Origin of the sequence: Mucilaginibacter yixingensis (assembly GCF_041080815.1) — a bacterium.
Taxonomy (GTDB): domain Bacteria; phylum Bacteroidota; class Bacteroidia; order Sphingobacteriales; family Sphingobacteriaceae; genus Mucilaginibacter; species Mucilaginibacter yixingensis.
Genome location: NZ_CP160205.1, coordinates 1,045,724 through 1,061,731, shown reverse-complemented (window position 1 = coordinate 1,061,731; position 16,008 = coordinate 1,045,724). Strand labels below are relative to the sequence as shown.

Sequence of the window (16,008 nt, the reverse complement as noted above, 5' to 3'; positions counted from 1 at the left end):
CTAATCTTCAATTTTTAATCCCCCACAAAGCAACCTATCACCCTTTCCTTACGATATATGTTTATAGCGGCTCACCCCTAAGCGCGCTGCATATATGATGATGATACCTGTTTCTGTTGTGATTATTACCAAGAATGAGGCCGAAGTAATTGCCCAATGCATAAAGGCTGCCCGCCGGTTTACCGATGATATTGTGGTGGTTGATAATGGCAGTACAGACCACACCATGCAAATTGCGCATAGCCTGGGTTGTCGCGTTTTTGAGCGCCATTGGAGCGGCTACGGCGCCAACAAAAACAAAGGCATTGCACTGGCCCGGTACGATTGGGTGCTTAGTCTTGATGCAGATGAGGTGACCGATAATAATCTGATTGAAGCGTTGCAGCAGCTTAATTATAAAGATTCAACCGCAGTTTATGACATCCGCTTTAAAACCTACTTTGGCAAAAAGCTAGTCAGATTTGGCAGTTGGGGACGCGATCATCATATCCGCCTGTTTAACCGCCAGCATGTGCGCTGGTCTGAACTGCAGGTGCATGAAACTTTGCTGCTACCAGGTAATGCAGTGAAAAAGAAACTAGACGGCTGCATTCACCATTACTCGGTAGACGGATTAACTGAATACAAACAAAAGGCCCTGCTTTATGCCCGCCTTTGCGCACAGAAGTATCATCAGGCTGGTAAAAAAAGCAGCTTTATAAAACGCTGGCTGTCACCATCCTTTAATTTTATAAAGAACTATGTTTTTTACCTTGGCTTTGCCGATGGTAAAGAGGGCTGGTACATTGCTACCAACACTGCCCGCCATACCTGGCTTAAATATCACCTGCTGCAAAAAATGGGAGCTGTCGGTATAAATAAAACAGATTATTATCCAGAAAGTCTTTCCCTTGAATATTGACACCTCATCCTACCCCATCAGGGGCTTTATTATATCTTTGAGAAGATTGTTTAAGTGAGCCGGAATTATGAAAGCAAAGCTGATACACAATTTCTCTTTCAACGCGGTGCAACTGGTGCTTAACCAATTATTTGGCTTGCTCATTTTCTACGCGCTTTCTACCCATCTGGATAAAAACACCTTCGGGCAGATTAACCTGGTACTGGCTATTCTGATGGTGGCGCCTTACATCCTGTCTATGGGGATTGACCAACTGCTTATCAAAAAAACCGCCGCTGGCGAAGATGTATCGCTTAATCTTTCCTTATACTGTTTTCATGTGGTGCTAACGGGAGGCTTATTTTATCTGATACTGTTTATAGGCTGGCTTATTGCACCATCGTTATTAACCGTTTACCCTATCCTGCTGCTTATTGGTATTGGTAAAATGGGCATGTATTTTTCAACGCCCTTTAAGCAGGTGGCCAACGGGCTGGAGCGCTTTAAGTTGCTGGCTGGCGTGTCGGTAGTGTCAAACGCGTTACGTGGCTGTGCGCTGATATTACTAATGTGGGTGCACCGGTTAGACCTGCAAACGGTGGTTATTATTTTTATAGCCGGCGATCTGGCCGAGATGATCTGCACCATCGCCTTGTTTAAATTGCGGGTGGGTGTCCGTTTTCTGTCGCGCTGGCATTTCAGGCAGTACTTGCAGTTACTTAAAACTGCTTTACCGCAAGCAGGGGTGGTTATTATCACGTCGGCACTCTCCCGGTTCGATTGGATTTTTATCGGCTTATACCTCTCTTCTGTTAAACTGGCCGAGTACAGTTTTGCTTATAAGCTTTATGAGCTGTCTACCCTGCCCCTGTTGGCCATCGCCCCCTTACTCATCCCAAAGTTTACACAACTTTTTAAAAACAACTCGTACAACACCAGCAAGCTGGCTAATTTGGCACGAATAGAAATGGGCATTGCCACGCTTACCATTCTGCTGCTAAATGTATGCTGGAGCCCGATGGTTGATTGGGTAACTGCAGGCAAATATGGTGCAGTGAACCGCAATACCATTTTTTTGCTGTCGCTCAGCGTGCCCGTCATCTACCTTAACAACTTTTTGTGGACCATGTACTTTGCGCAGGGCAGGCTAAAAATGATCTTTCACTCATTTCTGATTGCGTTGATCATCAATATAGGGCTCGACTTACTGCTGATCCCCATTTATAAAAACGAGGGTGCGGCTGTATCAGTTTTGGTATCCTTAAGTGCGCAGTGTGTTTTCTATATTTCTAAAAACCATATTGTGCAACTCCGGGCTGCCTTTGTTAGTTGGCTGGTTTGTACCGCATCAGCGGCCGGCTGCATCTTGACGATAAACCACTTTATTTCCAACGCATTCCTGGCACCTGGCGCCGCAATAATCTTATTTATGCTGATGCTGGCTGTTAGCCGTCAGGCCCGCCGCGGTGATGTGGCAACGCTAAAGGAGATCCTTAAATAAACAGGTATTTCAGAAACATGCCGCTCCGATGGAGCTCTTTCATGCGCTTACTTTAATACTATTGACATTTCACCCCTCTGGGGTACTTAGCATACTTCGTCAAAATTTAATCCCGTAGGGATGTTATGTTAATAGCGGTGCGCTTATCATATAGCAAAACTCCGCAGGAGCGGCATGTTGTATTTCTTCGTTTTAATTCGTTTCGCTCAGGCAACCGCCGCTACTCCCCTACCGTATTCCCTTCGTAAAGCCATCAACATACTGGGCTTTCTTATACCGAACTAACGCAATAAAACTATGGCGCAATCGCCTGCTTTAACCCTAAAAAAAGTAAAGGATTACGCGGATTGGAAACTCTTCGTTTTCCTGGTGCTTTTTATGGACGTAAAACTGGCTGCCAAAGTGCTGGCTATTGTGCTGATCTTTATTCTCCAACCGCAATTCAGGCCCCGTATTAACTTTAAAAACCCGCGCCTGCCGCTATTCTATCCGCTCATTATTGTGGCGGCCTTAACTAGCTGGCTGTTCAACCTGCATAATCCGCCGCATTATGTGTCGGTGTTTCTAACCGGTATGGCGTTCTGGATAATTTGCCTGGCCTGCTCGCATCAGCTAAAGCGCGAAATAGAAGAAAAAGACACCGCTCTGATTCACCGCACGCTACTCCTGTTTTTCTTATTAAATGCGGCTGTATCAATTCTAAACCTGGCGGCTATTGTTTGGGAAATCAAGGCGCTTAACCCTTACCTGTATCAGGGTCAGTATCAGAAATACTTTATCAGCACCGGCGATTTTATAAAGGGCCTCACGTTTGATACCTCAACCACCAATGCATTCATCAATGCGTTTGGCATGGTTTATTTTCTGCAACGTAAAAACGGGTGGATGTTTGTGCTGTGCACTGCAGTAATGCTACTTACTGCCAGCAATTTCACCAATATATTATTGCTGGCTGTGCTGGCCCTTCTATTTGCATTCAGGACTGATAAAAATCAGAAAAGCTTCATTGTGATATTCTTTTGTATGCTTTGCGTTTTTATGGGCAAGGTATCGCCGCAAAACAACAGCTATGTATTCAACGTTGTTGAGCACATCCTGGGCAACGATAGTAAAACCACCATCCAGCCAGATACCAGCCAGCAATTACCAGTGTATCTTCGCCCTGATAAGAGCCTCACGCCTGATGAACGCCGCCAAAAAACAGCCTACCTATACCTTGATAGCATCAACCGCGCCAAAACAGACTCATTAAATGCCGTGCGGAGTGTAAAACCGGTTGGTAACGCCGCCATACCGTTTATACCCAAACCCAACCTCAACGCAGAACCCTACCAGGAGCGTAAGTTTACCGATGGCGAGCAGAACCTGTTGCTGGCTTTTATAGCTGCTCATCAGGCGCAGTTACCGGTATCAGGCAAACCCTACCAGGATTCGCGGCTACCCGGAAAGGCCGAGAGCTGGCTGCAAACAGTGCATTACCTCAAACAGCATCCGGCAAAAATGATAGTTGGCGCGGGGCTGGGCAATTTCTCGTCAAAGCTGGCCTTCCGCACCACCAACCTGAAATTTACCGGCGGGTGGCCACAAAAGTATATCTATATCCATCCGGATTTTTTGAAGAATCATCTGGATCTGTATCTCAATTTTTTCAGCAAAAAGCCGGGGTTACACTCGTTATCCAACAGTCCGTACAGCACCTATGACCAAATGCTGGGCGAGTATGGCATCATCGGCCTATTGTTATTTGTAGTAACCTATTTGGGGTACTTCTTTAAGCACTATAAAAAACTCACCTACGGCCTGCCCATACTGCTATTAATGACGGCCGCTTTTACCAGCGATTATTGGTTTGAGCAGCTATCCATCCTGGTATTGTTTGAGCTGATGCTGTTTCTGGATATCAAAGAACATCAGCCTGTTGTCAAAGCGCCGGTGGCTTTGCCCTGTTATCAAGCTGAAAAAGAACAACCTAACCCGTTAGCGTATGGCTGGTAACCCGCAAATAACAGTTTTGATGCCTGCATATAACGCCGAAAAGTATATATGCGAGGCCATCATGTCTGTATTGCGGCAAACTTATACTGATTTTGAACTACTGATTGTGAACGACGGTTCTACCGATCGCACAGCACAGATTATCAGGGCTTTTACCGATGAGCGGATTGTATTCATCGATAAAGAAAAGAACGAAGGCGTGGCCGCCGCCCTTAATACCGGTCTCAGGGCCGCCCGCGCAGCATACATTGCCCGCTTTGATGCCGATGACATTTGTTATCCCGAGCGTCTGGAAAAACAGCTGCGCTTTCTTCAACAAAACCCAGACTACGTGTTGGTTGGCAGCGACGTAGATTATATGCTTGACAATGGCGATCACCTCTTCAGCTTTAAATGCATTGCCCACACGCACGAGGAGATTATGCAGAAGATGTACTTCTACTGCCCGTTTGTGCACCCGGCCGTAATGTTCAGAAAACAACCCGTGCTGGATGCAGGCGGCTACCAGGAGAACGGCCATAATTTTGAAGATTACCTGCTGTGGACCAATTTGACCCATGCAGGCCGCATGTATAACCTGGCTGAGCCACTGGTAAAATATCGCCTCAACCCCTTCTCTATCACCATTGATGAAAAATGGCGGGGCAAACGTTTCCGCGAGTTAAAACGTGCCGCTGTTACCCGCGGCTTCATTACTGCAACCGAGGCCGACGAGATACTAAATATCATTAAAAGTCAAAACGTTACAAAAATCAAGCACAGCGCTTATAATGCGTTATGCGGCAAAAAATTTCTGGCCGATAATTATCAGCCGCAAAAAGCGCGCTACCACATTGCAAAAGCTATCCGCATAAACCCGCTGCGGCTAGACTCATACCTGCTGTACCTTGCAAGCTACCTGCCAGAGGAAATTATTTTATGGTTACACCGCAAAAGTCCGAACCGGTTATGAAAGTAGCTTTAATAACCCGGACAACGTTGTACAGCACTCCAGGAGGTGACACCATACAAATACAACAAACCGCCAGCCAATTAAAAGCGCTGGGGATTGATGCCGACGTGTTACCCGCCGACGCTGAGATTGATTACGAACGGTACGATTTACTTCACTTCTTTAACATCACCAGACCGGCAGACATTCTGCAACATCAACGGGCATCGGGCAAGCCGTCGGTCATCTCCACCATATTGGTTGATTATAGCGAGTTTGACCGCAAGCACCGCCCGGGCCTGAGTGGAATAATCTTCAACCTGCTCCCTGCCGATAGCATTGAATACCTCAAAGCCATTGCCCGCTTTGTGCGCAAAAAAGACAAGCTAAACAGTGTTGACTACCTATGGAAAGGTCAGCGTCGGAGCATGCACGAGGTGCTGAGTAAAGCGGCGCTCATTCTGCCCAATTCGCATTCAGAGTACCGCCGCATTGTAAAGAAATATGGCACCAACATGCCGCACATGATTGTGCCCAACGGTATCAACCCCGAACTTTTTGTAGATAATGGCAGCCCGAAAGATGAGAACCTGGTGCTGTGCGTGGCGCGTATAGAAGGTTTAAAAAACCAACTGAACCTGATTCGGGCATTGAATAATACCCGGTTTAGGCTGCTCATCATCGGGGCGCACTCGGCTAATCAGTTGGCTTATTATGAGGCCTGCCGCAGGGAAGCTGCCGCCAATGTGCAGTTTATAGACCATATCCCTCAGCAGGAGCTGTTGGCTTACTACCAACGGGCGAAGGTGCATGTACTGCCCAGTTGGTTTGAAACCACAGGCCTCAGCTCATTAGAAGCCGCCGCAATGGGATGCAACCTGGTGATAACCGACAAGGGCGACACGCGAGATTACTTTAGCGATGATGCCTGGTACTGCGATCCGCAATCAACTCAAAGTATTTATGATAATATAGTAGCGGCCTCAAGGCAACCATACAGGCAGCGCTTACGTCAATACCTATTAGAAAACTGCACCTGGCAGCAAGCCGCCAGGATAACGTTAAACGCATACCAAACTATCCTATCATCATGAAACTGAACATCGCTATTTTAGGCACCCGCGGTATTCCCAATTATTACGGCGGGTTTGAGCATATCTCTGAATATGTATCGGCAGGTCTGGTAAAAAAAGGGCATGCGGTTACCGTTTACAACTCGCACAACCACCCTTACCAGGAAGATAGCTGGAACGGCGTAAACATTGTACACTGTCATGATCCTGAATACAAAATAGGCACCGCCGGTCAGTTTGTATATGATTTTAATTGCTTACGCGATGCACGTAAACGCAACTTTGACGTGATACTAATGATGGGCTACACCAGCAGCTCTGTTTGGGGCAGTTTCTTCCCTAAGCAAAGCACCATCATTACCAATATGGACGGTTTGGAATGGGCACGTTCCAAATACTCTAAACCCGTGCAGCAGTTTTTAAAATATGCCGAAAAGCTTGCCGTAAAGTATAGCGATTTTTATATATCAGACTCTATTGCCATTCGCTCTTATCTGGCCGACAGGTATAACATTGAAAGCTGTTACATCCCTTACGGCGCCGAGCCTTATAGCGATATTGAGCGGGAACAGGTAGACCCGGATACATTTAAAAAAGAAGATTACTTTTTGCTGATGGCCCGTATGGAACCCGAAAACAATATTGAAACCATATTGGAAGGTTTTAACGCCAGCAATTCAAAAAAATCATTTAAAGTTTTGGGCGATACCAGCAACCGCTTTGGCAAATACATCACAAACCGTTTCCAGAACGATAGCCGTATTGACTTTAAAGGTGGTATTTGGGACAACGCCAAGGTGCGTGCCCTGCAAAATCACTCCTACCTTTACTTTCACGGGCACAGCGTGGGGGGCACCAATCCATCTTTGCTGGAAGCCATGGCCAGCGAAGCGCTGATAGCTGCACACAACAATCCGTTTAACAAAGCGGTGCTCAATGCAGATGCCTTTTACTTTTCTAACGCCAACGAAGTACGCGAACTGGTAGAAACTGTACAACGCAAAGAGCCGGAAATTAATATGGTAAAAAACAACCTCCACAAGATTGAGGATGTATTTAACTGGCAAAACATCATCGATCAGTATGAGGCCTTCATTTTTGATTGCTACTGTAGCCACCATGAAAAACAAGTTGCTCTTAACCGGGGATAGTTTGCAAAACCAGATCAGCTATTATCTGATCATGCTGCTATTGGTTACGCTGCCTTTTGATAAGTTTTACAGCCAAACAGCCTTTATATGCTTTGCCGTGCATACGCTGATCCATCTGCGTTGCAAGGATCTGGACGGGCTGTGGAACATTAGGAATCTGGCCCTGATAAGCGTGTTTCTGATCACGCTTATCAGTCTTACTTATACTCATTTTTTTAATCTGGGCCTGGATGAATTAACGCGATTACTGCTGGTGCTGCTGATACCTGTTTTCTTCGCCATTAATCCGTTCAACTTTAGTAAATACCGGGATCGTCTTTTACTCGTCTTCTCTGTTGTCTGTGTAGGCTGCGTCTTGTTTTTATATACCTGCGCCTTCCGGCGGATTATTTATTTCCATTTGCCACTAAAAAGCATTTTTTCAGACACATTTGTTAATCACCATTTTTCGGCACCGCTGGGTATCCATGCAACATTTTTCTCATTACAAGTAGCCATTGCTTTGGTAAACCTGTTGCTGCTGGCCATAAAAGAGACTAAATGGTTATACCGTTGCCTGTGCGCCGCCGGGATGCTTTTTTTAACGGCCGGCATTGTTCAATTGGGGTCTAAAGCAATTCTGGTTGCTTTGGTATTGACCGTTGTATTAGCCATCCCTATATTAACGTTGCGAGGACGAGCCCGTCTGAGGTTTGCTTTAATCAGCGCAGCATTATCGGCCATGGTAATTGGCGGGGCGCTCAAGGCCAAGAGTTTCAAAGAGCGTTATGTAGCTGAGTTAAAAACTGATTTCTCCCAAAACACATCCACCAATGAATCTGCCGACCCGCGACTCGTCCGCTGGCAAACTGCTGCAGAGATTGTTTACAAGCGCCCCATTCTGGGCTATGGCTCGGGCGCAGAACTGCCCTTACTAATGGATGCTTACTTTCAGAAAAAGCTCTATAGCTCTTACCTGTTTAAACTCAACGCGCATAACCAGTATATCACTTTCCTCATCACTTCAGGCATAGTGGGCTTGCTGTTTTACTTGTGCACCCTGGGTTTCGGCTTTGCGACCGCATACATCAGGCACGACGTTATGCTGATGACTTTTATATTGTTGATTACCACCGTGTCGATATCAGAAAGCCTGTTGAATGCAGAAAAAAGCGTGTATTTCTATGCCTTGTTCTTCTCTTTCCTTGTTTATGCATTGCCCAGAAAAACAATGGCAAAAGGAGATACAAAAACACAATATTTTTTTAATCAAAGGGCAACCAAAAGCGCAAACAGTCCGTCATTCTAAATAGAAAGCGGTTACTAGGAACGGCGCCGCTTACAACTCACTGTCAATAACTTATAAATAAAAGCCTTGACCAGCATCAACCGAAATATCTTAGCTACCCTGGCCTATTTTGACATGTTCAGCTACCCGCTTACACGTGTTGAAATATTGCTCTATCTGCAGCAAAAATATTATCAGCCAGATGTTGACGCCGCCTTGAGATACATGGTGGCCAGTCGCGCCATTTACCGTTTTGGCGATTATTACACCCTGCGTAACGACCCTACACTCATATCGCGCCGCATTACCGGCAACCGTAAAGCCGGCGAGCTCATAAAAATAGCTCATCGGGTGAGCGATTTATTGATTCGGTTTCCCTACGTGCGTGGTATTGCCATTTCAGGCTCTTTATCAAAGAACTATGCCGACGATGAATCAGACGTAGATCTGTTTATCATCACGGCCAAAAACCGCTTGTGGATAGCGCGCAGCTTTATGCACCTGCTCAAAAAACTGAGCTTTCTGTTTAACAAGCAGCACTATTTCTGCATGAATTACTATGTGGATGAAGAGCAATTGGAGATAACCGAGAAAAACATCTACACCGCCATTGAAGTAGTTACCCTGATGCCGCTGCAAGGCGACAGCGTGTTTGAGAGTTTTTATGCAGAAAACACCTGGACGCAAGTTTTTCTGCCCAACAATTACCTGCGCGTATCAACCGCTAAACCGGTAAAAACCTTCTGGCTAAAAAGTGCTGTTGAATTTCTGTTGAACAGCAAACTGGGCTGTATGCTAGACCGCATGCTGATGCGCATCACCAGCAAAAAATGGCAAAAGAAAACACAGGAAAAGGCTACCAACATGCACGGCTTTGTACTGGGCATGATAGCCGAGCAGCACTGCTCCAAACCAGATCCCATCAACTTTCAAAAGCACCTGTTAAATAACTACAACAACAAAGTGCATGGCGTATTAGAGAGTACGGAGCACATTGTGGCTAATTGAAAGATTTTTCCCGTTAGAACAACACGGGAATATATATCAGACTCCTACTTCCTTCTCAGCGTTATCACAAAATAATCGCCCATATACTTAAACGGCCAGGCGGCTTTAAGCCGATCTTCCCATTTCTTCAGGCGATTAAACAGCGAAGGATACTTATCGCCAAAACCTTCTATATATGATGGCGGCACAATGGTACACAACCCCTCCAGCGCAACCACATCAAAATGCTGAGTCGTATGTTTGATGACGTATGACGGATTATAATACCAGCATTTAAAATACTCGCCTTCTATATGTGCTTTGCGACCGCCAGCTGCATTAAACCTGCGAAAAGCGGTTCTGAATTTCCCTTTAAATACCAGCAACGTTTCCCACAAACAAAACTTGGGGATAATAACCAGCGTAGCAGTACCGCCGGATTTAATGAGCGCGGGTAACGAGGCCAACACTTTATCCAGTTCGCCGGTACAATTCAAACCACCGAAGTTGGAGAAAACAGCATCGTACGGGCCACCATCTTTTAACTCATTTAATTGGGTGAAGGAACATATTTCGTTACTAACCTGTGCATCCAGACCCGCAGCTTTTACCTTGGTAGCAAGCACGTTTTGCATCCCTTTTGAAATATCGGTTGCGTGTACGCGGTAACCTTGCTGCGCAAAAAAGATAGCATCCTCGCCAGTGCCGGCGTTTAGTTCCAGTAGGCGACTACCAACGGGCACAAAGTTGAGGACGTGTTGCCTTACCCGGGCGCGCTTATACTCAATAATGGCATCGGTAGAGTAGATCTGATCAAACACACCAGATTGCGCCGAAAAAGCAGCTTCGGCGTGCAACTCGTTGTCGGGGGCAGATACATCAGCGTTTACCATGCTTTTTCGGTTTGTTGCAGCTTCATTTTTTCAAACAAAGCGGCAGGAGCATAATAAAGTATAGACAAGGCTTTTTTCAGGCGACGGGCATCGGCCTTAAACGGCTTTCTAATCAACTGCAGGAAATTGTACTTTGCCAGATGCTGGTGATAGTTGCGATGTACATATTTATGCAACTGTTTATAGAACGCCGGCGGGAAGGCATGATGGAACATCATTGCCATCTCGTCAGAGTCGGTCCAGTTGGCTTTGGCTTTCAGATCTTCCTTTACACGTTCGTAAAATAGGGTGCCGGGCAATGGATACGATACTGATATACCAATCTCAAATGGCAATAACTCATTGATCATCACTATGGTTTTAGCAATATCCTCCCGTGTTTCACCCGGATAACCAAACTGAATAAAAAACGACGGCCTGATGCCGTGCTTCTTCATCAAGAGGGTAGCTTGTTTAATCTGCTCAATCTTAGTGCCCTTGTCCATCGCATCCAAAATCTTTTGCGAGCCACTCTCGGCGCCAATCCAGGCGTTTTCACAACCCGCTGCGGCCAGGGCGGCAATCTGGTCATCTTCCAAAAGCAAATCAGCGCGCGATTGTATTTTGAAGCGAAATTTCAGTCCGGCGGCTTGTACCTGCTTGGCCAACTCGGCCACCCAACCTGGCTTCAGCCCAAAAATATCATCACAAAACCAAATATGTTCAGCACCGTAAGTATTGATGAGCAAGTTCAGTTCTTTTACCACATGGGTTACCCCGCGCGAGTTGTAACGGTTACCATAAATAGGTTTGGCGCACCAGTTACACTTAAATGGGCAACCGCGGGTAGTACCCATATTGAGGGAGAAATAACCGGCATTCTTCATCCACATATCGCGGTAGGCGGGCATATCCACCAGATCCCAGGCAGCCAGCGGCAGTGCGTCCAGGTCTTTCATTACCGGGCGGCCGGGTGTTTTGGTAAGCTTTCCTTTATCAAAAAACGCTAGTCCTAATATTTGTTGTATATCGGTCTGGCCAGCTTCCAATTGGTTAACCAGTTCCAGCAGCGTTTGCTCGGCTTCGCCAATGATGACATAGTCGGCACCTTCTTCCAGATATTTCAGGTAATTATCAGTACTGTCTGAACTTGCGACGATTACCGTGCACCCCATCTGCTTAGCTATCTTAATCATCCTGAAAGCGGCCTGGCGCATATTGGTGAGGCACATTTTGGTGAGATAGTTAAAGCCATCATCATAAACAACCAGGTATCGGGCATTACTTTGTTTGATGGCATCGGCCACTCCTTCAGGGCCAGCCAGCAACATGGTATCAAATAAAGAAACCTGGTAACCCTGCTCGCGCATTAACGCAGCCGCAGTTATAGTGCCCAACGGCGGATAGGGCAAACCGATGCCCCACTGCTTGGGGTCAAACTGCATAAAGTATGAATGGGTGAACAGGATATTTTTCATGGGGTCTCTTTCTCTTCGCTTCTTTAAAATCCTTGTATCTCCGGCTGGCGATAGCGCCAAACCTTGTGCAGCAGTTTTATTTCGTATGGATATTTGTACAAACTGGTTTTGTAGCGCAACGCAGCCACCAGTTTGATGGCACGGCGTTTTATGGAGTTCAGCCTGATGTCGGTCACCGTTGGATAAAGTCCGTTCAGCACGGTTTCAAAATTCCTGATCTTGTCTATCATCTCGGGCTGCAACCAGGGTGTGAGCGGGTTTTTTCGCAGGTCAAAACTCTCCCACGCCGGACTGATCCAATCTTCCAACACCTGCGGAAACGTAAAGCCACTCTTCAACACATCCTCATAAAGATGTGAACCCTCTGTGGGCACCGGGCTATAGGTATAAATAATAATCTCGGTATCGGGGTTTACGGCTTTTACCTTCTTTATAAAATCTATCTCAAAATCAATTTGCGACTGCACTTGCTGGGGCGTTGGCGCCGGGGTACCCAGTACAAAAGAATATTCAGGGATGATATCAAACTTGCGCAACCGCTCGGCAAAGCGGATAATCTGTGCGCCGGTCTGCGTGCCGCCCTTATCCATCTGCTCCAGTACGCTATCGTTTCCACTCTCGGCCCCAAAAAAAATGATCTTACAGCCAGACTCGCGCAACTCTGCCAGCGATGAATCTTTAAACTTATCCATAGTATCAATGCGGGCCATGCCCCACCAACTCATATTTTCGGGTTTGATCAATCGGGCAAAATCAACTGCACGTTTTTCTGATACAAAGAAGTTGTTATCATGAAATTCAATGGCATCGGCACCCCATTTATCTTTGATGTATTTTACATCATTATAAATATGCTGTGCTGATTTTCCTTTCCAACGCGCCTCATAAATAGGTACCACCGCGCAGAACGAACACGTGAACGGGCAGCCTATACTGGAGTGATAAGCCAGCGTGCGTTGCCCCAGGTAGGTTTTACCCAGGTAGCGTTCAATCGGATAAAAATCACCTAACTGGGTATAAGGTAACCGCGGCAAGGCATCCTGATCCAGCAGATCTTCCTTGATGGTTTTGTAGATCTTGCCGTCGGCTTTATAAATCAGGTTTTTAATCAGCTCGTAGGGCTTTGCTTCCTCCAGGGCATCCAGCAATTGCGGGAAAGCGTTATCGCCGGGACCGTTAATAATAAAATCTACATAACCAGAATCAAGCACCACTTTAGAGTGATTGGAAGGGAAATAACCGCCCCAGATCATCGTTGTTTTTGGAAACTTCTGCTTAACTAATTTGGCGATAGGGATGGCCTGCCTCAATTGCGGACCAGGCATAACCGAGAACCCCAGATAACTAAACTCGCCGGTTTGCAGATAGCTCTCAATTTTTGCGGAAGCATCCTGCTCGCAGTTACCATCAACAATCACCCATTCATATTTGCCGTTGATGGATGCGGCAATATTCATGATAGAGTTGGGGATGCGGGGCTTATTCTCGGCGCTCCGGGGGTTAAACAGCAATACCTTATTCATAGCTCGGTCTCAGTATTTTTCCGGCCAGATCACCTGCCGACCGGTATAAATATTACGCTGAAGGCATTAGGAGGGTTGCCTGCAGATGGAAAAAATGAGCAGCCGCCCCCCAAATCCCTCTCCAAAGGAGAGAAGCTTATTCTCTTGCTCGTTAAGGACCACAAGGTGGAGAAGAGCTAAAATCCCCTCTTGAGAGGGGGCGCGTTGGAAAGTGCGGCTGTAGGGGTGTGTCATTTCGCAGGCATAAAGGACACACCCCTCCACCCCTCTCAAGAGGGGAATCGCACAATTCCAACGCTTCTTTCCTTCTTCCCAGCACTTGTGGTTCTTATCGTGCAAAAGCTTTAACTTTTCACTAGAGCCCCTCTCCTTCGGAGAGGGTTTGGGGTGAGGCAACCAGATCAAAGCAACCATTCCCTCCCCTCCCCCGTAATAGCTAAAAACCATCGCAGCCATGTTATCCGCATTAAAACATATACTCCCTACCCACTTGTTTCATAAACCCATACCAGAGAAGGAGGCCGGCGAGGCGTACAATATCTGGTCGGTACAGTATGATGCGCAGCCCGCTAATTTGATGATGGATCTGGATGAGCAGGTGTTTGGCCGGTTACTCGATCAAGTGGATCTAACCGGTAAAAGCGTGGCAGATATTGGCTGCGGTACCGGCAGGCACTGGGCTAAAATGCTGCAACACCATCCGGTGCGATTGGCGGGCTTTGACGTGTCGGCCGGGATGCTGGAACGTCTGCGGGCCAAGTTTGGCAGTGCCGAAACTCACCTGATCAACGATAATCTGTTTAGCGATATCCCCAGTGGGTCATTTGATGTAATTGTGTCTACGCTCACCATGGCGCACATCCAAAACCTGGAGGAAGCATTACTTTCATGGAGTTGCATACTAAAACAAAAGGGCGATATCCTGATCACCGATTTTCATCCTGATGCTTTGGCTACCGGTGGCAAGCGTACTTTTAAAAGTGGCAATCAAACCATCGCCATCAAAAACTTTGTGCACCATGTAAACCGCATTATTGACATACTGGCCGTAAGTGGTTTTGAGGTAACTTATAGCGAACAGATACCGGTTGATGAGTCTATGAAGCACTATTATGAGCAGTACAACGCCCTGCATGTTTATGAAAAATTTGAAGGCATGCCCATGATATACGGACTGCATTTGCAACGAAAATGATTACGCTGAACAATGTGCACCAGATCAATGAAGCAACCGCAGGAAGCATAAGTATCAATAACGATAAGATTACTCACCTGAACGGTCAGCACCGCGATGCGCTGCAACTTCATTTTGATGATGCTGTTGTTTTTCCGGGATTGATCAACTCACATGATCATCTTGATTTTAATCTGTTCCCTCAACTGGGCAACCGTATTTACAATAACTACGTGGAATGGGGTAACTACATCCACCAGGCCTTTAAAGATGAAATTGCCGCCGTGCTAAAGGTGCCGGTGGCTTTGCGCACGCAGTGGGGCATTTACAAGAATTTGCTGGCTGGCGTAACTACGGTTGTTAATCATGGCAAAAAGTTAACACCAAGCAACGGACTGATTACCGTGTTTGAGCAGTATCAATCGCTTCATTCGGTAAAATTAGAACAACGGTGGAAGCTAAAGCTGAATAACCCGGCCCACTTGGGCGAACTGCTGGCTGTGCACATTGGCGAAGGCACCGATGCCGGCGCTTATGAGGAGATTAACAATTTAATCCGTTGGAATGTGCTGCAACGCCCCCTGATTGGCATTCACGGCGTGGCCATGGATGTACAGCAGGCCAAAAGTTTCAAGGCGCTGGTATGGTGCCCTGAGAGCAATTATTTTCTGATAGGTAAAACCGCCCGTATTGCCGCGCTGAAAGAGCAGCTCCCCATTCTTTTTGGAACTGACTCTACCCTGAGTGGCAACTGGAATATCTGGCATCACCTGCACCTGGCTCAACAAGAAAACGCTCTTACCCTGCATGAGCTTTGGCACAGTCTGAATGTAATTCCTGCGGCTATCTGGGGCTTTGACACCGGCATTATTGCCCCCGGTTATGATGCCGATCTGGTGGTGGCCAAAACAAAAGACAATGATTACACCATCAACAGCGTACTGGGTACCGACCCTGAAAATATACTGCTGGTAATGCACCGGGGCCAGATCCGTTTGTTTGATGAGATGCTTTATCCACAACTCAATACCATTGATCGATCCCCGTTTAGCAAGGTAAGACTGGGTAGTGGTTACAAATATATTTATGGTGATTTACCTGCGCTGGTGCAAAACATTCGCCGGTATTTTCCTGACGCGTCTTTCCCTATCGAAACCGATTTCGCGCATACCTAAA

13 protein-coding genes are annotated in these 16,008 nt (G+C 46.6%); 10 read left to right on the top strand and 3 right to left on the bottom strand.

The window, feature by feature from the left end:
* Nucleotides 1-94 precede the first annotated feature (94 nt).
* The 8 genes from ABZR88_RS04430 (at nt 95) to ABZR88_RS04395 (ending at nt 9,806) form a co-directional block, all read left to right on the top strand.
* Nucleotides 95-901 (top strand): glycosyltransferase family 2 protein, encoded by an 807-nt coding sequence (locus ABZR88_RS04430; RefSeq protein ID WP_107830079.1) that lies wholly within the window; start codon nt 95-97, stop codon nt 899-901.
* 67 nt (nt 902-968) lie between these two features.
* Nucleotides 969-2,381, top strand: coding sequence for an oligosaccharide flippase family protein (locus ABZR88_RS04425; RefSeq protein WP_107830077.1), 1,413 nt, complete (start codon nt 969-971; stop codon nt 2,379-2,381).
* A 297-nt stretch (nt 2,382-2,678) separates the two neighbouring features.
* On the top strand, nt 2,679-4,376 hold the full coding sequence (locus tag ABZR88_RS04420) for a hypothetical protein (RefSeq protein ID WP_107830075.1): 1,698 nt from the start codon (nt 2,679-2,681) through the stop codon (nt 4,374-4,376).
* Nucleotides 4,366-5,328, top strand: a complete 963-nt coding sequence (locus ABZR88_RS04415; protein ID WP_107830073.1) for a glycosyltransferase — start codon at nt 4,366-4,368, stop codon at nt 5,326-5,328. Before ABZR88_RS04420 ends, ABZR88_RS04415 begins: the two co-directional genes overlap by 11 nt.
* Entirely contained in the window at nt 5,325-6,401 is a 1,077-nt protein-coding gene (locus ABZR88_RS04410; protein ID WP_170113650.1) for a glycosyltransferase family 4 protein, read from the top strand. Before ABZR88_RS04415 ends, ABZR88_RS04410 begins: the two co-directional genes overlap by 4 nt.
* Nucleotides 6,398-7,531 (top strand): DUF1972 domain-containing protein, encoded by a 1,134-nt coding sequence (locus tag ABZR88_RS04405; protein ID WP_107830069.1) that lies wholly within the window; start codon nt 6,398-6,400, stop codon nt 7,529-7,531. The genes ABZR88_RS04410 and ABZR88_RS04405 overlap by 4 nt, the downstream gene beginning before the upstream one ends.
* A complete protein-coding gene (locus ABZR88_RS04400; RefSeq protein WP_211309845.1) occupies nt 7,464-8,819 on the top strand; it encodes an O-antigen ligase in 1,356 nt (451 codons plus the stop codon). The genes ABZR88_RS04405 and ABZR88_RS04400 overlap by 68 nt, the downstream gene beginning before the upstream one ends.
* A 66-nt stretch (nt 8,820-8,885) precedes the next feature.
* Nucleotides 8,886-9,806, top strand: a complete 921-nt coding sequence (locus ABZR88_RS04395; RefSeq protein ID WP_107830065.1) for a hypothetical protein — start codon at nt 8,886-8,888, stop codon at nt 9,804-9,806.
* Nucleotides 9,807-9,850: 44 nt separating this feature from the next.
* Here ABZR88_RS04395 and ABZR88_RS04390 read toward each other — a convergent pair whose 3' ends face one another.
* The 3 genes from ABZR88_RS04390 to ABZR88_RS04380 are packed head-to-tail and all read right to left on the bottom strand — an operon-like array spanning nt 9,851 to nt 13,658.
* On the bottom strand, nt 9,851-10,678 hold the full coding sequence (locus tag ABZR88_RS04390) for a bifunctional 2-polyprenyl-6-hydroxyphenol methylase/3-demethylubiquinol 3-O-methyltransferase UbiG (protein WP_107830063.1): 828 nt from the start codon (nt 10,676-10,678) through the stop codon (nt 9,851-9,853).
* On the bottom strand, nt 10,672-12,135 hold the full coding sequence (locus tag ABZR88_RS04385) for a radical SAM protein (RefSeq protein WP_107830060.1): 1,464 nt from the start codon (nt 12,133-12,135) through the stop codon (nt 10,672-10,674). The genes ABZR88_RS04390 and ABZR88_RS04385 overlap by 7 nt, the downstream gene beginning before the upstream one ends.
* A 23-nt stretch (nt 12,136-12,158) precedes the next feature.
* On the bottom strand, nt 12,159-13,658 hold the full coding sequence (locus ABZR88_RS04380) for a radical SAM protein (protein WP_107830058.1): 1,500 nt from the start codon (nt 13,656-13,658) through the stop codon (nt 12,159-12,161).
* Nucleotides 13,659-14,112: 454 nt separating this feature from the next.
* Here ABZR88_RS04380 and ABZR88_RS04375 point away from each other — a divergent pair, with 454 nt between their 5' ends.
* Nucleotides 14,113-14,853 carry a class I SAM-dependent methyltransferase gene (locus ABZR88_RS04375; protein WP_107830054.1) on the top strand — a complete coding sequence of 247 codons (741 nt, stop codon included), beginning with the start codon at nt 14,113-14,115 and terminating at the stop codon, nt 14,851-14,853.
* Complete coding sequence (locus ABZR88_RS04370) at nt 14,850-16,007, top strand: amidohydrolase family protein (RefSeq protein ID WP_107830052.1); 1,158 nt, start codon at nt 14,850-14,852, stop codon at nt 16,005-16,007. The genes ABZR88_RS04375 and ABZR88_RS04370 overlap by 4 nt, the downstream gene beginning before the upstream one ends.
* Nucleotide 16,008: the final 1 nt, after the last annotated feature.